This window comes from Micromonospora eburnea, from assembly GCF_900090225.1.
Classification (GTDB): Bacteria; Actinomycetota; Actinomycetes; order Mycobacteriales; family Micromonosporaceae; genus Micromonospora; species Micromonospora eburnea.
The window spans coordinates 3,137,833-3,158,875 of sequence record NZ_FMHY01000002.1; the positions used below are offsets into that span (position 1 = coordinate 3,137,833).

The 21,043-nt window shown below is 70.8% G+C and carries 8 protein-coding genes and 2 pseudogenes; 6 read left to right on the plus strand and 4 right to left on the minus strand.

Annotation, left to right across the window (positions count from 1 at the left end):
- Positions 1 to 57: 57 nt before the first annotated feature.
- Positions 58 to 10,161 (plus strand): annotated as a pseudogene (locus GA0070604_RS32985) (type I polyketide synthase); the annotation flags it as partial.
- 43 nt (positions 10,162 to 10,204) lie between these two features.
- Here GA0070604_RS32985 and GA0070604_RS14335 read toward each other — a convergent pair.
- From GA0070604_RS14335 to GA0070604_RS14350, 4 genes are read right to left on the minus strand one after another with little or no spacing between them, the layout of a single operon-like run.
- Complete coding sequence (locus tag GA0070604_RS14335; RefSeq protein WP_091118406.1) at positions 10,205 to 11,542, minus strand: methylaspartate mutase; 1,338 nt, start codon at positions 11,540 to 11,542, stop codon at positions 10,205 to 10,207.
- Positions 11,539 to 11,991, minus strand: coding sequence for a cobalamin B12-binding domain-containing protein (locus GA0070604_RS14340; RefSeq protein ID WP_091118407.1), 453 nt, complete (start codon positions 11,989 to 11,991; stop codon positions 11,539 to 11,541). Before GA0070604_RS14340 ends, GA0070604_RS14335 begins: the two co-directional genes overlap by 4 nt.
- A gap of 2 nt (positions 11,992 to 11,993) precedes the next feature.
- The gene (locus tag GA0070604_RS14345; RefSeq protein WP_091118408.1) at positions 11,994 to 13,283 is read right to left on the minus strand and encodes a methylaspartate ammonia-lyase; all 1,290 of its coding nucleotides are present in this window, start codon (positions 13,281 to 13,283) and stop codon (positions 11,994 to 11,996) included.
- Positions 13,284 to 13,296: 13 nt separating this feature from the next.
- Entirely contained in the window at positions 13,297 to 14,376 is a 1,080-nt protein-coding gene (locus tag GA0070604_RS14350; protein ID WP_091118409.1) for an arylcarboxylate reductase, read from the minus strand.
- Between the two features lie 183 nt (positions 14,377 to 14,559).
- Between GA0070604_RS14350 and GA0070604_RS14355 the strand changes: the two genes are divergently transcribed.
- From GA0070604_RS14355 to GA0070604_RS34295, 5 genes and pseudogenes are all read left to right on the plus strand, one after another.
- On the plus strand, positions 14,560 to 14,991 hold the full coding sequence (locus GA0070604_RS14355) for a type II toxin-antitoxin system Rv0910 family toxin (protein ID WP_091118410.1): 432 nt from the start codon (positions 14,560 to 14,562) through the stop codon (positions 14,989 to 14,991).
- Positions 14,992 to 15,301: 310 nt separating this feature from the next.
- A complete protein-coding gene (locus tag GA0070604_RS14360; protein ID WP_167363466.1) occupies positions 15,302 to 16,249 on the plus strand; it encodes a cytochrome P450 in 948 nt (315 codons plus the stop codon).
- Positions 16,246 to 16,470, plus strand: coding sequence for a ferredoxin (locus tag GA0070604_RS14365; protein WP_244161897.1), 225 nt, complete (start codon positions 16,246 to 16,248; stop codon positions 16,468 to 16,470). Before GA0070604_RS14360 ends, GA0070604_RS14365 begins: the two co-directional genes overlap by 4 nt.
- Positions 16,467 to 17,438: a hypothetical protein gene (locus tag GA0070604_RS14370; RefSeq protein WP_091118413.1), complete on the plus strand. Its 972-nt coding sequence runs from the start codon at positions 16,467 to 16,469 to the stop codon at positions 17,436 to 17,438. The genes GA0070604_RS14365 and GA0070604_RS14370 overlap by 4 nt, the downstream gene beginning before the upstream one ends.
- Positions 17,439 to 17,503: 65 nt before the next feature.
- A pseudogene (locus tag GA0070604_RS34295) lies at positions 17,504 to 21,018 on the plus strand (type I polyketide synthase); the annotation flags it as partial.
- Between the last annotated feature and the right edge of the window lie 25 nt (positions 21,019 to 21,043).

The following is a 21,043-nucleotide window of genomic DNA, read 5'->3' on the forward strand; positions in this document are numbered from 1 at the left end:
CCGGTCTCGCCCCGCCAGCTCACGAGCCCCAGGAAGCAGCCCATGGCGAACGAGGACGAACTCCGCAAATACCTGCGGATGGTCACCACCGACCTGCACCAGACTCGCAAACGGCTTGCCGACGCCGAGTCGAGGGAGTGCGAGCCGATCGCGGTGGTCGGGATGGCGTGCCGATATCCCGGGGCGGTGCGGTCACCGGAGGACCTGTGGTCGCTGGTCGCCGGCGGCATTGACGCCGTCGGCGAGTTCCCCGGCGACCGGGGTTGGGACCTCGACCGGCTGTACGATCCCGACCCCGGCCGGAAGGGCACCTGCTACACCCGCAACGGCGCTTTCCTGGAGGGAGTCGCGGACTTCGACGCCGAGTTCTTCGGCATCTCCCCGCGGGAGGCCCTGGTGATGGACCCGCAGCAGCGGTTGTTGCTGGAAGTCGCCTGGGAGGTGTTCGAGCGGGCCGGCATCGACCCGAGCTCTGTGCGGGGCAGCCGGACCGGTGTGTTCGCCGGCGTGTCCGGTCGGGACTACGGCGGCGACCTCTCCGACCCGCCGGATGGTGCGGACGGCTACCTGCTGACCGGCAACGCCGTCAGCGTCGTGTCCGGTCGGGTCGCCTACACGCTCGGCCTCGAAGGCCCGGCCATGACCGTGGACACCGCGTGTTCCTCGTCGCTCGTCGCCGTGCACCTCGCCTGCCAGGCCCTCCGGCACGGAGACTGCTCGATGGCGCTCGCCGGTGGCGTCGCGGTGATGGCCACCCCGGCGGTGCTGATCGACTTCAGCCGCCAGCGCGGACTCGCACCGGACGGGCGGTGCAAGGCGTTCGCCGCGGCCGCGGACGGCACCGGGTGGGGCGAGGGCGCCGGCGTCGTGCTGCTGGAACGGCTCTCCGACGCGTTGCGCCACGGGCGACCGGTGCTGGGCCTGATCAAGGCATCGGCGGTGAACCAGGACGGCGCGTCCAACGGCCTGACCGCCCCCAACGGTCTGGCCCAGCAGGCGGTGATCCGGCAGGCGCTGGTGAACGCCGGGCTGTCCGCCGGGCAGGTCGACGTCGTCGAGGCACACGGCACCGGCACCACGCTCGGCGACCCGATCGAGGCCCGTGCGCTGATCGACACGTACGGGCAGCACCGGCCAGCCGGCCACCCGCTGTGGCTCGGGTCGGTGAAGTCGAACATCGGGCACACCCAGGCCGCAGCCGGCGTCGCCGGACTGATCAAGATGCTGATGGCCCTCCGGCACGGCCGCCTGCCCAGGACCTTGCACGTGGACGAGCCGACACCGCACGTGGATTGGTCGGCCGGCGCGGTGTCGCTGCTCACCGAGGACCGGCCGTGGCCAGGCGCGGACCAGCCGCGGCGCGCTGGCGTCTCCGCCTTCGGGGTGAGTGGCACCAACGCCCACGTAATCCTGGAGGAAGCGCCCACGCCACAAACGGAACCGGCGACCGGGCCACCGGCCCGAGGACCCTTCGACCACACGGCGCCGCTGCCATGGGTGCTGTCGGGGCGCACCGCCGAGGCACTGCGTGCCCAGGCGAGCCGGTTGACCGACTTCGCCGCGGCCGAGGACCTCGACCCGGCCGACATCGCCATGTCGCTCGTGACGACCAGGGCCAAGCTGGCGCACCGGGCCGTGGTGCTCGGCGCGGACCGTGACGCGCTCGTGGCCGGGACGACCGCGCTCGCCGACGGCACCCCCGCCCCACGGCTGGTGCGGGGAGCGGCGTTCGGCACGGCCAGGCCCTGTTTCGTCTTTCCCGGTCAGGGCTCGCAGTGGCCGGGCATGGGAGGCGCGTTGTTCGACTCGTCGCCGCTGTTCGCCGAACACGTGCGGGCGTGTGCGGAGGCGCTGGCGCCGTGGATCGACTGGTCGCTGGTCGACGTGGTCCGAGGCGAACCAGGAGCCGCGTCGCTGGACCGGGTGGACGTGGTGCAACCCGCGCTGTTCGCGGTCATGGTCTCCCTCGCCGAGCTGTGGCGCGCCTGCGGTGTCGAACCCGCCGCCGTGGTCGGGCACTCCCAGGGGGAGATCGCCGCGGCGTACGTCGCGGGCGCGCTGTCGCTGCCGGACGCGGCGAGGATCGTGGCGCTGCGCAGCCGTTGCCTGCGCGCGCTGTCCGGCGGCGGTGGGATGGCCGCGGTCGCTCTGCCGCTCGACGAGGCACAGGCCCGGCTGACGCGATGGCAGGACCGCGTCTCGGTGGCTGCGGTCAACGGAGCGCGCTCGGTCGTACTGTCCGGACATGTGCGGGAACTCGACGAGTTCCTGACCGGGTGCGAACGGGACGGTATCCGGGTCCGGCGGCTGCCGGTGGACTACGCGTCGCACTCCGCCCAGGTGGACTCGTTGCGTGCGGAACTGGTCGACGTGCTCGGCACGGTCCGGCCGCGAGGCTCGGCGGTGCCGTTCTTCTCCACCGTCACCGGCGGGCAACTGGCGACCACGGAGCTGACCGCGGACTACTGGTACCGCAACCTCCGTGACATGGTTCGGTTCGAAGCCGCGACCCGCGCGTTGATCGAGCACGGGTTCGGCCCGTTCGTCGAGGTGAGCCCGCATCCGGTGCTCACGAACGGGCTGCGTGAGACGATCGAGGACGCCGGGCGCGCGACGATGGTCGTCGGTTCGCTGCGGTCCGGTGAGGGCGGTGTCGAGCGGATGGCCGTCTCACTCGCCGAGGCGTACGTGTCCGGTCTGGACGTCGACTGGCAGGCCGTGCTCGCGGCGCATCCCGGGCGACCGGTCTCGCTTCCGACCTACGCCTTTCAGCGGGAACGGTTCTGGCTGGAGCCGGCCGCACCGGATTCCGGGCGTCCGGTCGACGCCGCGGAGGCACGGTTCTGGCAGGCGGTCGAACACGCCGACCTGGGCGCACTGGAGCAGACGCTGGAGTGCCAGGACGCCGTGGTGCTCGACGGATGGCGGGTGACGCTGCCCGCGTTGTCCGCCTGGCGCAGGCGCAGGCGGGAACAAGCCGCCATCGACTCGTGGCGGTACCGCGTCGAGTGGCGGCCACTCGGGCGGACCCGGGACACCGTGCTCGACGGGACCTGGCTGGTCCTCGCCCCGGCAGACATGGCGGACGACGGAATCACGGCGGGTGTCCGCGACGCGCTCGGCCGGCAGGGTGCACAGGTGGTGCCGGTCGAGGTCGACGCCCTCGACCGGGGACAGCTGGTCGAGGAGCTAGCCGCGCACCCGGGTGCGCGCGGGGTCATCTCGCTGCTGGGGCTGGACGAACGGCCCTTGCCGTCCCACCCCGCGCTGACCGTCGGCATCGCGTCGACACTGACGCTGGTGCAGGCGCTCGCCGATGCGGAGCTGCGCGTGCCCATGTGGTTGGTGACCAGCGGTGCGGTGTCCGCGGGAGACTGGGACCCGCTGGCCAGCACCGCCCAGGCGCAGGTGTGGGGATTGGGCCGGGTCGCTGGCCTTGAGCACCCGGAACGCTGGGGTGGTCTCATCGACGTCCCGAGCCCGTTGGACGAACGTGCCGCACAACGCGTGGTCTCGGTGCTGGCGGACGGAAATGGCGAGGATCAGGTGGCGATCCGCGACTCCGGGGCGTTCGTCCGGCGACTGCGCCGTGCGCCACGTGGAACCGTGCCTCCGGCACCTGGTTGGCGGCCGCGTGGCACCGTTCTCGTGACCGGCGGCACCGGATCACTCGGTGCCCGCGTGGCCAGGTGGTTGATCGAAGGCGGCGCCGAGCACGTGGTGCTGGTCAGCCGCCGGGGGGCCGCCGCGCCTGGCGCCGCCGAGCTGGCGGAGGAGCTGACCGGGTTGGGTGCCAGGGTGACCGTCGTCGCCTGCGACGTGGCCGACCGCGACGCGGTTGCCGGCATGCTCCGCGAGTTGCCGCCGATCAACGCCGTCGTGCACGCCGCTGGCGTCGGCGAACGTGCCTCGTTGCTCGATACCGACCTGCGTGGGCTCGCCGACGTGGTTGGCGGCAAGGTCGTGGGCGCACGCAACCTGGACGAGTTGATGGACGGCGCGCAGCTCGACGCGTTCGTGCTGTTCTCCTCCGGCGCCGCCACCTGGGGCAGCGCCGGGCAAGGCGCCTACGCGGCGGGCAACGCGTTCCTGGACGCGTTGGCGTTGGACCGCCGGCGCCGTGGGCTGCCCGCCACCTCGATCGCGTGGGGAAGCTGGGCCGGCGGCGGCATGGTCGACGCGACGGTCGACGAGTCGCTGAGCAGGCGCGGCATCCGAACGATGGACCCGGAATCGGCCGTCGCGGCCCTCCAGCAGGCACTCGACGACGGCGAGACCGCACTCACCGTGGCGGACCTGGACTGGTCGCGGTTCGTCCCGGCCTTCACCATCGCGCGCCGGCGTCCGCTGATCGAGGACATTCCCGAGGTCGCGGACGTGCTCAGCAGCGGCCAGCCGCCCGTCGCGGACGATGCCGGATCCTCCGCTCTCGCACGTGACCTGCGCGGGCTGACCGAGGGGGAGCGGCTCGGTGTCCTCCTCGATCTGGTGCGCGGTCATGTTGTCGCGGTACTCGGATACACCTCGCCCGATCAGGTTGCGGCGGCCAGAGCGTTCCGCGAACTCGGGGTCGACTCCCTGACCGCGGTCGAACTGCGGGACCGGCTCGCTGCGGAGACCGCGCTGCGTCTGCCCACCACGATCGTGTTCGACCACCCCACCCCGGATGACCTGGCGCGGCACCTGTACGCGGAGATGTTTGCCCAGCCGGCGCGGCAGGAGGCGGCGACGCCCGCGACGGTGGTCGCCGACGCCGAGGACCCGATCGCCATCATCGGGATGTCCTGCCGGTTTCCCGGCGGCGTCACCTCTCCGGAGGAGCTGTGGGCACTGGTTGCCGGCGGCGTCGACGCCATCGGCGAGTTCCCGGCCGACCGCGGGTGGGCCATCGACGCGCTGTACGACCCGGACCCCGGCGGGAAGCCGGGCAGGACCTACACCCGGCACGGCGGGTTCCTCTACGACGCGGCTGACTTCGATGCTGACCTGTTCGGGATCAGCCCGAGGGAGGCGGTGGCGATGGACCCGCAGCAGCGGCTGCTACTGGAGACGACGTGGGAGGCGTTCGAGCGGGCCGGTATCGCCCCCGACGCGGTGCGGGGCCGCCAGATCGGCGTCTTCGCGGGGGTCGCGGGCGGCGACTACCACCGGGGCACCGACGGTGTCGCCGAGGGCATCGACGGATACCTGGGGACGGGGAACGCCGCGAGTGTCGCGTCCGGCCGGATCGCATACACGTTCGGCCTGGAGGGCCCGGCGGTCACGGTGGACACAGCGTGCTCGTCGTCGCTGGTCGCCGTGCACCTCGCCGCGGCGTCGCTGCGCAAGGGCGAGTGTGAGCTGGCCCTGGTGGGCGGCGTCGCGGTGCTCTCGACGCTCGCCGCGTTCGTGGATTTCTCCCGGCAACGCGGCCTGGCGCCGGACGGGCGGTGCAAGTCCTTCGCCGCCGCCGCCGACGGCACCGCGTGGGGCGAGGGCGCCGGCATGCTGCTGCTGGCGCGGCTTCCGGACGCGCGCCGCGAAGGGCGCCGGGTGCTGGCCGTGCTCCGCGGCTCCGCGATCAACCAGGACGGCGCGTCGAACGGCCTGTCCGCGCCCAACGGCCTCGCGCAGCAGCGGGTGATCCGGCGGGCGCTGGCCGACGCGGGCCTGACCCCCTCGGATGTGGATGTGGTCGAGGCGCACGGCACCGGCACCACGCTGGGTGATCCGATCGAGGCACAGGCGTTGCTGGCGACCTACGGGCAACGTGACGGCGGCCAGCCGCTGTGGCTCGGCTCCGTCAAGTCGAACATCGGGCACACGGCGGGGTCGGCCGGCATGGCCGGTGTGATCAAGACGGTGATGGCGCTTCAGCATGCTCACCTTCCGAGGACACTGCACATCGACGAGCCGACCCCGCACGTGGACTGGTCGGCGGGCGCGGTGCGGCTACTGACCGAGGCACGCGACTGGCCGGACACCGGCCGTCCCCGCCGGGCCGGCGTGTCGGCCTTCGGCATCAGCGGCACCAACGCGCACCTCATCCTCGAGCAGGCGCCGGAGACCCCCGCCCCTGGCGGCGAGCACGTCGGTCCGGTGCCCTGCCCGCTGTCCGGAAGGGACGCCGCCGCGCTCCGGGAGCAGGCTCGCCGCCTGCGGGAGCACCTGGCTGCGCGTCCCGGATTGTGCGTGGCCGACATCGCCCACTCGCTTGCGGCGGCCAGGGCGAGTCTGCCGACCAGGGCCGTGGTGCTGGCGAGTGATGTCCCGGAACTGGTGGCGGGGCTCGACGTCGTAACGCAGGGACGCGCCGGCGGCGCGGTGGTCGCGGGCGAGGTCATCAGCGCGAAACTGGCCTTCGTGTTCGCCGGTCAGGGCGGGCAGCGCGCGGGCATGGGGCGTGATCTGTACGACGCGTACCCGGCCTTCGCCGACGCGCTGGACGCCGTGTGCGCCCACCTCGACGGGCGCCTGGGGGTCGCCCTGAAGCCGGTGCTGTTCGCCGAGCCGGGCTCCCCGGCGGCGGCGATGCTGGACCAGACCATGTTCGCGCAGGCCGGGCTGTTCGCGCTCGAAGTCGCGTTGTTCCGGCTCATGCGCTCGTGGGGGGTACGCCCCGACGTCGTGTGCGGCCATTCGGTGGGTGAGCTCGCGGCTGCGCACGTGGCCGGCGTCCTCTCCATCGAGGACGCGACGACCATGGTGGCGGCGCGCGGACGGCTCATGCAGGCCCTGCCTGAGGGCGGCGCCATGGTCGCTGTGCGGGCGAGCGAGGCCGAGGTGCTGGCCGCCACGGCGAGCCGTACGGACGAGGTCGTGGTTGCGGCGGTCAACTCGCCACGGTCGGTCGTCGTCTCCGGGCGGGAGGACGCGGTTGCGGAGGTGGCGCGTGTCTTCGCCGATCGGGGGCGCAAGACGACGCGGCTGCGGACCAGCCACGCGTTTCACTCCCCGCTGATGGAGCCGATGTGCGCCGCCTTCCGCGAGGTCGCGGAGTCGGTCACTTTCAACCCGCCGGAACTGCCCATTGTGTCCACGGTGTCCGGCTCGGTCGCCGGCGCCGAGCTGTGCACGCCCGAGTACTGGGTGCGCAACGTGCGGGACGCGGTGCGCTTCGAGGACGGCATCGCGACGATTCGACGGATGGGCGTTGGCACCTTCGTGGCGCTAGGGCCGGATGGTGCGCTCGTCGCGGCGGCGCTGGAGTGCCTCGACGACGCCCCGGAGGACACGGCGGTCCTCGCGACGTTGCGCGCACAACGGCCGGAGGTCGAGTCCATCCTGGCTACGGTCGGCGCGCTGCACGTGCGTGGCGGCGACGTGGACTGGGCGGCCGTGCTCGGCCGTCAGGGCCCGCCCACCGTCGAGCTGCCCACCTACGCGTTCCAACGACGACGTTACTGGCTCCGCGACTCCCTCGCGCCGGCAACACCGTCCGCGCACGGGCTGACCGAGCTGGACCACCCGTTGCTGACCGCGAGCGCGGAACTGCCCGACTCGTCCGGTGCCGTTTTCGCCGGACAGCTGTCGCTCCGGAGTCAGCCATGGCTCGCCGACCACGCGTTCCTCGGGCAGGTGCTGCTGCCGGCCACCGCGTTCATGGAGATGGTCCTGGCCGCGGGCCGCTCGGCGGGCTGTTACACGGTGGCGGACCTGGCGCTGGAAACCCCACTCCTGTTGCCGAGGGAGGGAGACACGCAGCTGCGCGTGGTGCTCGACGGCCCCGGCGAGCACGGCGAACGTGCGGTAACCGTGTACTCGCGGGCGCGTACCGACACGGTCGACGCCGTCTGGACCCGGCACGCGACCGCCACAGTGAGCCCGGAACGTGGCTGGGCCGTGCCCGATGGTCCGGGACACTGGCCCCCGATCAGCGCAGATCCGGTGCCGGTCGACGAGCACCACCAGCGGTCGGCGGCGCGGGGGTTCCACCGCGGGCCGGCGTTCCAGGGCCTGACCGCGGCATGGCGTGACGGCTCCGACGTCCTTGCCGAGGTTCACCTGCCCGGGCACTGCCGTGCCGACGCGAAGCGGTTCGGTGTGCACCCGGCGCTGCTCGACGCGGCGCTGCATGCCATGGGTGCCGGGTCGCTCGGCACCGAATCCGCGCTGCTGCCGTTCTCCCTGCACGGGGTGACCCTCCATGCCGAGGGCGCGACGACGCTACGGGTGCGGCTGTCTCCGACAGGGGAGAACACCGTCTCGGCCGTGGTGACGGACGAGGCCGGCCGGCCCGTCGTGACCATCGACGCGTTGCACCTCCGCCCGGTCGACCGGGCCAGGCTCGCCGCCGTCGGGTCCGACTCGTTGTTCGAGTTGGTGTGGCAGGAGGCGCGAAGCGCGGAGCGGCTGGACGACCATGACACGGACACGTGGGTAGCGGTCGGCATGGACGACGCCGACAGCGAAGGGGCGCTGGCCCTCGGAGCGACCTGTTATCCGGATTTGAGTGACGTCGTGGCCGCACCGGACGTCCTGCTCGTCCAGTCCCCGACGGCCGGTGACACGAGCGCGGGCGCCGTCGGCAGCGCCACGGTGGCGGCCCTTCACGTGGTGCAGACCTGGCTCGCCGACGACCTTTTCGCGCGGTCGCGGGTTGTGTTTGTGACCCGGTCGGTCGCGCCGGTCGACTCCGGCGCCGACGGCGGTGACCTCGGTCAGGCAGCGGTGTGCGGGCTGCTGCGTTCCGCACAGCTGGAAAATCCCGGCCGACTGCTGATGCTCGACGTGGACGACCACCCGGAGTCCTGGCGTGCGGTGCGCGCGGCGGTCAGCACGGCGCTGTCGGATGAGGAGCCACAGGTGGCGGTGCGAGCCGGAAAGGTGTTCGTGCCCCGGCTCACCCGCATCGGCGCGCCAGAGGTGGCGCCGCGCTGGGACACCACCGGCACAATCCTGATCACCGGGGCGACCGGGACGCTCGGAGGGGCCGTGGCCAGGCATCTCGTCGTCGAGCATGACGTACGGCACCTGCTGCTGGCCGCTCGGAGCGGCGCCGACGCGCCGGGTGCGCCCGAGCTCGCCGCGGAGCTGACCGCGCTCGGCGCGGACGTGCGGTTCGCCGCGTGCGATGTCGCCGACTCCGTCGCGGTCGCCGACATGCTGGCCACGATTCCGCCGGAGTGGCCGCTGACCGGCGTCGTCCACGCGGCGGGGACCGTCGACGACGGGATCATCCCCGCGTTGGACGCGGACCGCGTCCTCCGTGTGCTGCGCGCGAAGGTGGGCGGTGCGATCACCCTGCACGAGCTGACCGAGCATTTCGAGTTGTCGCACTTCGTGCTGTTCTCCTCGGTGGCTGGAGGGTTCGGTGGCGCGGGCCAGGCCAGCTACGCGGCGGCCAACGCGTTCCTCGACGCACTTGCCCACCGGCGCCGGGCGGAGGGCCGCCCGGCAACGTCCTTGGCCTGGGGGCCGTGGGCCGGCGGCATGGCGGCGCGGCTCGGCGAGGTCGACTCGACCCGGGTGCGGCGGGCCGGTCTCCTACCACTGACCACGGAAGCCGGACTGGCCCTTTTCGACCTGTCCGTCGCCGCGGACCGCCCGGTTGTCGTGCCGGCGCGGCTGGCCGTGGAACGTCTCGACGCCGCCTCGCCACCCGCGCTGCTCCGCGGCCTGGTGGGTGCCGGCCCGCGCCCGGTCGCCCGCACCGGCTCCCTGCGCCAGACACTGAACGAGGCGAGCGATGCCCAGGCGACGGACCTGCTCACCGACCTGGTGCGAACCGAGGCGGCCGCGGTGCTCGGACACATCAGCGCGGACGCCGTCGGGGCCGCGCAGTCCTTCCGGGCGCTGGGGCTCGACTCACTCGCCGCGGTCGAGCTGCGTAACCGACTGGGGGCGGCCACCGGACTGCGGTTACCGGCCACCCTGGTCTTCGATCACCCGACGTCCACGGAGCTGGCCACTCACCTGCTCACCCTCCTCGACGGTGACCGTCGTGACGAGCCCGGTGCCGTGCTTGCGGAGATCGGCCGACTGGAGTCCACGATCCTCGCCATGTCCGGAAAAGACCATGGTACGGCCGGCTCTGTCATGGCCCGGCTGCGCGTGATGCTGGCACGGATCGGGGAGGCGGATACCCGTGACGCCGACGATGCCACCGGCGACACCGCCCTGGCCGACCTCGGCGGGGACGATCTGATGGCTTTCATCGACGCGGAGTTCGGCACACGCTGATGCGTACGCGCCGACGGGCGGCGAACGCGGGAGGCGCCGCCCGTCAGGGCGCGGTGGGCGGTTGCCGGGAGAGAGGGCCGGCCACGGCGGCCTGACCGAACTTGCGCGCCACATAGGACAGCGAGGCGAGCAGATCGGCCGACGAGGAGTGCTCGCGCCCCGACGGCTGCGCGATGTGTTCGATCGGCATGGCTCCGACGAGCGACCAGCGCAGCCAGCCGTCGGTGTCCACGTAGCTGCGCGCCTCGCCGCGGTTGTCGGGGTGCAGGCAGAATGGTACGTCCAACAGGCCGGACGCGAACGCGATGACAAGGGCGCGGCCGATGTCCGGATCGAGTTCGAGCACGGTGTCGATGAGGGCACGTGCCTCGGCGTAGATCCCGGTGTCCGGCGTCGTGCCCGCCGCGATGCTCTCCTCGTCGAGTGCGGCCTTGGCCGCCCACTCCAGTGCGGTCACGTTCTCGGCTATCGTCGGGATGCGGTAGGCCTCGGCCACGGTCTTGACGATCAGGCGCGCCGAACCCGTGCGTACGGCCAGTTTCGCCGCCTCGGCCAACAGAAGCGCGGAACCAGCCGGCGAGCGCGGGTACATCCCCATATACGTGTAGACGACGACGTGCCAGTCGATGTCGCGAAGGACCTCGGTCGCGATGCGGCGCAGCACCATCAGCGCCTCCTCGTCCTGCGCGGCGTTGGTCTGCTGCGCGTAGCTCAGCGAGATGCTGCGCAGGCCGTGCTGGCGAAGGAACATCGCCTCCAGGACGCTGGTCGCGATGAGCAGGCTGGGTGGGCAGAGCTGACCGAGCAGGCACCCGCCGAAGGTCTCCAGGTGCGGCGTGACGCCCAGGTCTTCCAGGGACGCGAACCATTGCACGCAGCGTGCCCAGCTGTCCACGGACTCGCGGAGCGGGCTGCGGCTGTAGGGCAGGCAGTAGGAGACCGGGCCGCCCTCGGTGGCGGAAAGTCCGCTTCGGAGCAGCGTGCGGAAGATGTCCTCCGGTTGGGATGATCCGTGCCGGACCTGGACCGGGAAGTCCGCCCCCGCGACACCGTCGAGCATCGCGCGGGTGACGTCGGGCCCGTGCGTGACGATCGGGTAGCCGTTGAGCTCGACGCCCTTCGCGAGCGCACGCCTGGCCTCGGCGTGGTCGCCGAGCCTGGTGAAGCTGTCGACGGTTATCGTGCCGACGGTGGTGGCGGCGGCCCGCTTCGTGGCGACCAGGCCTGCCCGCATGCGCGCCGGGTCGGCGACGCCCATTCTGGGCTGGACCACGAGGTCACCGGCCTGCTGCGCGGCGTTGACGAACGCGCCGAACGAACCCGGCTCGGGACGGGCCGGCGACGCCGGGGACGGGTGTGCCCGCTGCCTGCCGATGGTCATGACGCGGTCGCGATCGGCAGGGAACGGAGGTATGACTGGAAGGAGTCGATATCCGCGCCGTCGGAGAACACGGCGTCGAAACCGGCGGCCAGCAGCGTGTCCGTCGTGCGCCGGTCGCTGCGCTCGGTGATCCCCAGCTTGCCGCCGATCACGATGTACGTGTCGGTGAGCTCCGGGCGTTCGCGTAGCCTCCGCACGACCCGCTTCCCGTCGATCCACCCGTGGCCGTTCACCGTGCTGATCACGACGAGATCGGGCCGTTGGCGCAGGCACTCGGCGACGAGTACGTCGTCGGGCACGCAGCTACCGAGGTTGACCACCCGGTGTCCCAGCTCCTCGATCAGCAACTCAAGGAACACCAGGTTCCACGTGTGCGAGTCGGACTGGGTGCTGCTGACAATGACCTGCAACTGCGCCAGCTCAGGCGGCCTCTCGACGGACGTGCCCATCGTCACTCCCTCGCCCCGGTCCGGCTCGTGGTCAGAGCGGGTAGCGCCGCGACCATCCGCGAGCGAGCCAGGCTGGCCACCCGCGCCATCTCGTTGCCGACGATCATCATCGCCTCGTCCACACCCATGCCGGGACGGGCGAGCACCTGGTCGGCGCCGCACGCCATCGCCACATTCGCGCAAACCCTGGCCGACTGGTCGGTCTCGTTGCAGGTGCCACCGCAGTACGCGACCAATCCGGCTGCGCGAACATGCAGCAGCGCTTCGACGGTGTTGTTGACACCGCCCAGATCCGGGGTTTTCACCTGTATCACGTCTGCGGCGCCGGCGGCGACGAACCGGCGGATGTCGGCCAGCGAGTTGCACCATTCGTCGGCGACGATCTGCACCCTGCTGCCGCGTTTTCGCAGCGCGCACCGCAGCGTGGCCAGCGCGTCGATCTGGGCGTCCTGGCTACCCCTGTCTATCGGCTGCTCGATCCGCAGTGGGAACGGCGCGGCGATGTCGCCGAGGTCCGTGAGGTAGTCGGCGACCCGGGAAACGTCGTTGCCGAGGGCGAGGCCGACGGTGCCGTAGGTGTCGAAGTGCAGAACCGGCTCGTAGCTCGACCGGGCCCGCACCCGCAGCACCCTGGCCCGCACCCAGCGCACGTACTCGCGGAAGATCTCGCCGTCCGCGCCCATCTTCTCCGCCATGTTGTTGATCAGGCCGTGGGGAAGGGCGCCGGCCTCCTTGAGGATCATCCTGTCCACGCTGAGGTAACGCTCGTCGCCCGACTGCGCGAACATCGGGACCGGCGTGATCTCTACGTTCGTCTGGTACTCGTCGCGGATGACCTCGGCCATGGTCACTCCGCGCCCGTGGGCGACGGCGGCCAGCAGTGCCTGGGTCACCCCGTAACGTATGGCCGTGTGCAGCGGACGGCCGTCCACGAGCAGACCGTCAATGCGCTCGGCCGCGTCGCGGAAACACCCCAGTCCGCCGGCGACGAGCGCCGGAGCGACGTGCGTGTTGATCACGTCGATCATGGCGTCGGTACCCACGGGTTCGTCGCGGCCCGCGACGCCCGCGTACTGGACGGAGGTGCAGTCACCGGTCGCCACGAAGCCGTCGTCGAGCATGAGCAGCACCGACACCGCGCGTCCCGGCTCGCGGATACGGTCGAATCCCGCCGTGACCGGCCGGCCGACATAACAGAACCCGTCCTGTCGCGCACCCGCTCGGATAGCGGCCTGGTCGTCATTGAAGTAGGCGGTCAGTACCGGCACGCACAACAGGTCGACGATCCTCACTGGGTCACCACCGCTAGTAGATGCCTTCCGGCGCCGCCCGGGCGTCGAGCAGTGGGCGGACGTTGGCCACGCCGTCGCACGGCCACTCGACATCGGGCCGGTACCGGACCGCCTGGTCACGCTCGAGGACGTTGGGAAGCAGGAGATCTTCCTGCAGGACGGTCAACCGCACCTGGCCGGACTCGCCGACCTCCACGGTCCTGCGCCAGTCCTGCCGATCCACCACCGCCATGGTGATCTGGGGGTAGTTCGGCAGGTGCGCCATCAGCTCACCGTCGTCGCGCACGACTGGCACCGTGGTCGGGCCGAACGTGTTGCCGTACATGATCGTCACCAGCCCGCCGTCGACGGACTCCTTGAAGCTGCGCCACATGGCAGGTGTCGTGTGCGTCCCGCTCATCACCACGCCGTCGACCTTGGCGAGCAGGTCCGGCGCGCGCCGGACCAGCACCTTCATCAGCGCGGGCGTGGTGCCGAGGTAGCTCACCGGCTGGGTGGTCAGGACGTCGATGGCCTGGTCGACCACGTGGTCGGTGTACTCCTGCGCCTCGCGCAACCGGCCGGCGCGCAACTGGCGCTTGACCCATCGTGGGTCGAAGTCGATGCCGTAGACCCGGGCGCCGTACCGCCTCATCAGGTAGTCCCAGCCGTTGTGACCGATGAGGTGCGGCCCGCTCGGCATGGCCTGGAGCCAGTTCCGGTCCGGCTGGAACCCGCCCTGGCAGATGGCCCACAGCCGCCAGGCGCCACGCACCTTGAGCATGGTGTCGGTGTAGTACACCCGGCACGGGTTCCCGGTCGTCCCGCCGGACTCGAACACCTTCCCGGTGAGCGGCCGCGGGACTGCCATGGGCACCAGCTCGGCTGGGTCTATCGAGCGCAGCTCGTCGATCGGGAACGGCTCGAACGCCAGCAGCTCCTCGTAGCGAGTGATGTCCAGTGGGTTGAAGGGAAGCTCGGCGGCCTTTCGTAGCCAGTACGGGCTGCCCGTGTCGGGGTCGAAATGACGTCGGAGGATCCGGCGTGTCCAGGCGTCGATATCCTGTGCCAGGCACTGCTGGACCACGGCGTTGACATCTTGCGGCACGGTCATCGGAATCTCGATTCCTGCCAAAATTGGTTTGTCTCAAAGAGCACATTATCAGGGCTGCCTTGCTGGCCTCCTTGCAATACCCTTGCAAACCGATGTCAATGCTTCACCGGGCCTTTTCTGCTGGTATTCAGCCGGCTATCGTGGCCGCATCAGACCTGGCTGAACTCCTAGTGAGGTGCTTTTATGGCCACTGCTACCGGCACGATCGAACTGGCGTCGAGCGCACCTGACGTGTGGCGGGCAGCGACGGATTTCGGGCGCTTTCCCGAGTGGCTCGCGATTCACCGGAAGTGGGTCGGCGACCACCCGGTCGGTCCGGTGGTGGGGGAGTCGTGCCAGCAGGAGGTCGTACTGCTGGGTCCGCCCGCCACCATCACCTGGACGGTGGCAACGGTCGTGCCGGACACCGCGCTGGAGCTGACCGGCCGCGGTCCCTCGGGGATACGGGCCCGGTTCAGCTGCTCGGTGGCGAGCGTCGGCGCGATCACCGAGCTCACGCTCGAGTTGGAGTTCACCGGTGGCCCGCTGACCGGGCCGATCGACGTCATGATCGAGAAATCCGCCAAGAGCCAGCTCGAAGCCAGCCTCGAGAAGTTCCGCGCCATGGTCTCGTAGCCGCTTCCGGAGACTTTCACGCACATTTCTGGTCCACGTCACAGGAACTGAGGAGAACATGACTGGCTCGGTGGTGGAGGATATTGATTTCCCGATTCGGCGGACCAGGCCGTTCCGGCCGCCGGCCGAATACGCCAGGATGCGGGAGACCGGCACGCCGGTGCGGGTCCGGCTGTACAACGGAAATCCGGCGTGGGTCGTCACGAGGCACGCCGACATTCGGGCGGTGCTCACCGACACGCGGTTCAGCTCGGACCTTTCCAATCCGGGATTTCCGGTGATTCACCCGGAGCTGGAGGCTCGCCGGCACATGAAAACGCTGGTGACGCTGGACCCGCCGGAGCACACCCGGGTCCGCCGGATGCTGATCAACGAGTTCACCGCCAGGCGGATGAATGCGCAGCAGGACGAGGTGCAGCGGACGGCCGACGAACTGGTCGACGCCATGCTGGCCGCCGGTGGGCCGGTGAACCTCGCGGAGTCCTACTCCTTCCCGCTCGCCGGCAGCATCGTCGGCAACCTGCTCGGCATTCCCTCCGATGAGATCGAAAAATGCATGTCCGACAGCCGCGCATACGCCCGTGCCAACGACTACGCGTCGATCGGCGCACGCATCGTCGAGTTCAAGGGGTTCCTGGCCGACCTGATCGCCGAGAAGGAGCGCGAGCCCGCCGACGACGTGTTGAGCAGGATCGTCGCCAAGAACGTGGCGGCGGGCGAACTGACGGTGGACGAGCTGGTCACCCTCACGTTCGTCATCATGGGCGCCGGGTACGGTCCGACCGCCAACATGATCTCGCTCGGTCTCGTACTGCTGCTCGACCACCCCGACCAGCTCGACGCCCTACGGGCGGACCCCGCGATGATGCCCAATGCCGTCGAGGAACTGCTCCGCTACGTGAGCGTCTCGGACCTCTCCGCGATGCGGGTGGCCACTTCGGACGTGGAGGTCGGGGGCTGCCTCATCCGCGCCGGCGAGGGGGTGATCGTCCCGAACGGTGCGGCCAACTACGACCCGGAAGTGTTCGAGGAACCGGACCACCTCGATCTGAAGCGGCCCACCGCCCGCCGGCATCTCGCGTTCGGCCACGGGATCCACCAGTGTCTCGGCGGCAACATGGTGCGCGTCGAGCTCGCCATCTCGTACCAGACACTGCTCAACCGCATTCCGGGCTTGCGGCTCGCGATCCCGTCCGCCGAGATTCCGGCGCTTGCCACGGTCCTGCCCGAGGTGCACGACATCCCCGTCACCTGGTGAGTGGTCCACCCATGCGGTTGCAGGCCGATCGAGACAGGTGCACGGGGTCCGGCAACTGCGCGCAGGTCGCGCCGTCGGTGTTCGACCAGGACGACGAGGGCCTGGTCGTCCTGGTCGAGCCCGAACCCGGTCCCGAGCACGAGGACGACGTGCGCGAGGCGATCGTGGTTTGCCCGGTGCAGGCCCTGCGAGACATCACCGAACCGAAGGAGAACCCATGACCATCGGCTACACGTTGAGTGGCGGGATGGCACCCGAGGCACCAGGACTCGACCTGTACGAGCGTTATCCCGTCATGCGCGAGTGGATCGACCAGGTCTCCGACTGGACGGGTGTCGATGTCGACCGGTTGCTCGTCGAGGACTTCTCCGAGTCCTTCTACGCCGAGAACCCGAGGTTCGGCTCGGATGTGCGGTTCGTGGCGGAGCTCCGGCAGGCCGCCTACTCGATCGGCATCTCGGACGTTCTGGCGGACATGGGGGTCCGCCCGGACGCGATCGCCGGGTCGAGCCTCGGCCTGATGGTCGGTGCGTGCCTGGCCGGCGCGATCGAGCGCACGGAACTGGTGGAACTGTTGCGGCATCGGACGTCCCTGCCGCTCGCGCCCGAGGGCGAGCCGGCGAGGGGAGTCGCCGTCGCGGTCCTGCCCGGGCCGGACGAGCTGGACCGCTACGTCGGCGACCACCGCCCGAACGTGTACCTCGCCGCCGAGCTCGGCGAGTTCATCGACGGCGGCCAGACGATGTACATGTTCTCCGGATACCTGGACGACCTCCGCGCGCTGGCGGCGGAGGAGCCGCCGGGCCAGGTGAACGTCATCAGTTTCCTCGGCGGCGCGCACAGCCCGCTGGAGCAGTTCGTCTACGACCTGCGGAAACCCTTCATCGACAAGATGACGATCCGGGATCCCGAGGTGGCGCTCTACTCCGCCCTGGACGGCCGCAGGCTCGTCACGGCGGAGGACGTGTACACCGACTTCCTGCGCAACACCGTTCAGACGACCTACACGTCCAACATCGGGAAGGGACTGGCCGCGCACGGTGTCGAGCTCGGCTTCGCGATCGGTGTGACCGCCACGGTCACCATGTTCAAGTTCCCCTTCCCGATTCTGCCGGTGCTCACCGCCGAGGACTTCGAACAGGTCGGTCCAGCGATCCACAACCACGGCATCGAGCTGAAGTTCGCGTAGCACGTACGGCATCGGAGCGGGAGAGCATGGCGAACGAGTCTGAGCTTGTCGAGTACCTCCGCCGCGTGACGACCGACCTCCGCCAGGCACACCGGCGGATTCGCAGTCTCGAGACCGCGGCTGACGAGCCCATTGCCATCGTCGGCATGGCCTGCCGTTATCCGGGTGGTGTCACGTCTCCCGAGTCGCTGTGGGACCTCGTGGCCGCCGGCACGGACGCGATCTCGGGTTTCCCCACCGATCGCGACTGGCCGCTCGCCTCGCTCTACGACCCGGATCCCGACCACTCCGGCACCTCCTACGTACGCGAGGGGGGTTCCTCTACGACGCCGCCGACTTCGACGCGGAGGTGTTCGGGGTGTCGCCGCGTGAGGCGGTGGCGATGGATCCGCAGCAGCGGCTGTTGCTCGAGGTGTCGTGGGAGGTACTGGAGCGGGCAGGGATCGACGCCGCCTCGCTGCGAGGCAGCCGGACCGGCGTGTTCGCCGGGCTGATGTACCACGACTACGCCACCCGGCTCGACTCGGTTCCGCGGGAGGTCGAGGGATACCTCAGCACCGGTGTGGCGGGCAGCGTCGTGTCCGGGCGGGTCGCGTTCACGTTTGGGTTCGAGGGCCCCGCGGTCACGGTGGACACGGCGTGTTCGTCGTCGCTGGTGGCCATGCATCTCGCCGCGCAGTCGTTGCGGAAGGGTGAGTGCTCGCTGGCGTTGGCCGGTGGCGTCACCGTGATGTCCACGCCGGCGACGTTCGTCGAGCTCTCCCGGCAACGAGGATTGGCCCCTGACGGGCGGTGCAAGTCGTTCGCGGCTGCGGCGGACGGGACCGGTTGGGGCGAGGGCGCGGGAATCGTACTGCTGGAGCGGTTGTCGGACGCACAACGCAACGGCCATCGTGTTCTGGCGGTGCTGCGGGCTTCGGCGGTGAACCAGGACGGCGCGTCGAACGGTTTGACGGCACCGAACGGTCCGTCGCAGCAGCGGGTCATCCAGCAGGCGCTGGCGAGCGCCGGTCTCGGTGTATCCGACGTCGATGCCGTCGAGGCGCACGGCACCGGTACGACGCTGGGTGACCCGATCGAGGCGCAGGCGCTGCTGGCGACCTACGGTCAGCGTGATCCGGATCGACCTTTGTGGTTGGGGTCGCTCAAGTCCAACATCGGGCACACGCAGGCGGCCGCCGGTGTGGCTGGTGTGATCAAGATGGTGCTGGCGTTGCAGCATGGCCGGTTGCCGCGCACGTTGCATGTGGACGAGCCGACACCGCACGTGGACTGGTCGGCCGGCGCGGTGCGGTTGCTGACCGAGGAGCGGAACTGGCCGGAGTACGGCCGACCGCGGCGGGCCGGTGTGTCGTCCTTCGGGGTCAGCGGCACCAACGCCCACCTCATCATCGAACAGGCACCGACGCCCGAGGTGCCCACCGAGGACGGGAAGCGACCGCCGGGCGTGTGGCCGGTGGTGCTGTCGGCGGCCGGTGAGAGCGCGCTCCGCGCCCAAGCCGAGGCACTGCGTGCGCACGTGTCGGCCCACCCGCACATGAGCGTTGCCGATATCGGGTTCTCCACCGCCACAACGAGATCGGCGTTGACCTACCGGGCGGCCGTCATGGCAGCCGACCGGGCCCGGCTGTTAGCGGGTCTCACGGCACTCGCCGCCGGTGACGCGGTTCCGGACGTCGTGCGGGAGACCGCCAGGGACGGCAGGTGCGCCCTTCTCTTTCCCGGCCAAGGGGTACGGCTCAGCGGCGCCGGCGCCGAGCTGCACGCCGACTTCCCGGTGTTCGCGGCCGCGTTCGACGAGGTGTGCGGGTTGTTCGGCCAGTGGCTCGACGAGCCACTGGCCGATGTCCTGTTCGCCGAGCCCGGCTCGCCGATGGGGCAGCTGACCCAGCGGACCGACTACGCCCAGGCCGGTGCCTTCGCCGTGGGCGTCGGGCTGTTCCGGTTGCTGCGCTCGTGGGGCGTCGTTCCCGACTTCGTGGCGGGCCACTCCGTTGGCGAGGTGGTGGCCGGCTGCGTGTCGGAGGTCCTGTCCCTGCCGGACGCCGTACGGTTGGTCGCCGCTCGCGGGCGGCTGATGCGCGACCTGTGCGGTGGCGGCGGAATGCTCGCGGTCTCGGCCAGCGAGGACTCCGTACGGCAGGCACTGGCGGGCCTGGCGCTGCCGGTCGAGGTGGCCGCGGTGAACGGGCCATCGTCGGTCGTGGTGTCGGGCGACGCCGGCGCGGTTGACCGGGTGGGGGAGCACTTCACGGGACTGGGCCGCCGCGTGCGCCGCCTGCGCGTCGGACACGCGTTCCACTCGGCGCACATGGACGCGATGGTGCCCGAGTTCCAGCGGGTGCTCGAGGGGTTGTCGTTCGGCCGTGCGGTGATCCCCGTCGTGTCGACGGTGACCGGGTCGGTCGCCGGTACCGAGTTGGCCGATCCGGCCTACTGGGTGCGGAACGTGCGTGAACCGGTGCGGTTCGCCGACGCGGTGCGCACCCTCGCCGCCAAGGGTGTCGACCGGTTCGTCGAGCTAGGGCCCGACGGCGTGTTGGCGCCGTTGGTCGTGGAGGTGTGCGCGGAGTCCGAACGTGCCGTTGTCGCGGCGCCCCTGCTGCGCAGTGGTGAGCCGCAGACACAGACCGTGTTGTCGGCGGTGGCGCGGTTGCACGCCGTCGGCACGGTGGTGGACTGGGCGGCTGTCTACCGGGAGAGTGCGTCGCGGCGGGTGGACCTGCCGACGTACCCGTTCCAACGCGACCGGTACTGGCTCGGGCCGGACCCGACCGTCGCGCGCGACGCCGCCGGCCTCGGGCTGGACTCCCTGGGCCACCCGCTGCTGGCCGCGGCGACGTCCACCCCGGGGTCCGACCGGTACATGTTCACCGGCCGGCTCTCCCTGACCAGCCACCCGTGGCTGGCCGACCACGCCATCCACGGCGCTGTCGTCGTGCCTGGCGCGGTGTTCGTGGAGATGACGTTGCGGGCGGCGGACGAGACCGGCTGTCAGCTCGTCGAGGAACTCACCCAGGAGACGCCGCTCGTCCTGACCCGGCACGGCAACGTACAGGTCCAGCTCACCGTCGAGCCGGCCGATGAGACCGGCCGGCGGGCCTTCGCCATCCACTCAAGACCGGAGGACAGCGAAGACCGGGTGTGGACACGGCACGCGGGTGGCGTGATCACGACGGAATCGGTGTCCGCGCCCGATCTCACCGCGTGGCCCCCGCCCGGCGCGGACCCCATCGACCTCGATCCGGTGGACCTGTACGAGGGCATGGCCGACGCCGGCCTCCACTACGGTCCGGCGTTCCGCGGTCTGCGGGCAGCCTGGCGGTCCGGCGACGCGGTGTTCGCCGAGGTGAGCCTTCCGGAACCGGTCGTGGGTCACGCCCACCGGTTCGCACTGCACCCCGCGCTCCTCGACGCCGCACTGCACGTCATCGCGGTCGACCGACCGAACACTGAGCCAGGCCGCGTCCCGTTCGCGTGGACCGGGGTGTCACTGCACCGCGGCGGCGCCACCGTGCTGCGCGTCCGGATCACGGGTGTGGGCACCGGCGCGGTGTCAGTCCTGGTGGCCGACGCTGCCGGGCACCCGGTCGCTGCCGTCGACT

What these genes read in the sequence shown, in the direction of transcription:
- GA0070604_RS14335 (WP_091118406.1), bottom strand. Translation starts at nt 11,542, where the DNA reads ATGACCATCGGCAGGCAGCGGGCACACCCGTCCCCGGCGTCGCCGGCC.
- GA0070604_RS14340 (WP_091118407.1), bottom strand. Translation starts at nt 11,991, where the DNA reads ATGGGCACGTCCGTCGAGAGGCCGCCTGAGCTGGCGCAGTTGCAGGTC.
- GA0070604_RS14350 (WP_091118409.1), bottom strand. Translation starts at nt 14,376, where the DNA reads ATGACCGTGCCGCAAGATGTCAACGCCGTGGTCCAGCAGTGCCTGGCA.
- GA0070604_RS14355 (WP_091118410.1), top strand. Translation starts at nt 14,560, where the DNA reads ATGGCCACTGCTACCGGCACGATCGAACTGGCGTCGAGCGCACCTGAC.
- GA0070604_RS14360 (WP_167363466.1), top strand. Translation starts at nt 15,302, where the DNA reads ATGAAAACGCTGGTGACGCTGGACCCGCCGGAGCACACCCGGGTCCGC.
- GA0070604_RS14370 (WP_091118413.1), top strand. Translation starts at nt 16,467, where the DNA reads ATGACCATCGGCTACACGTTGAGTGGCGGGATGGCACCCGAGGCACCA.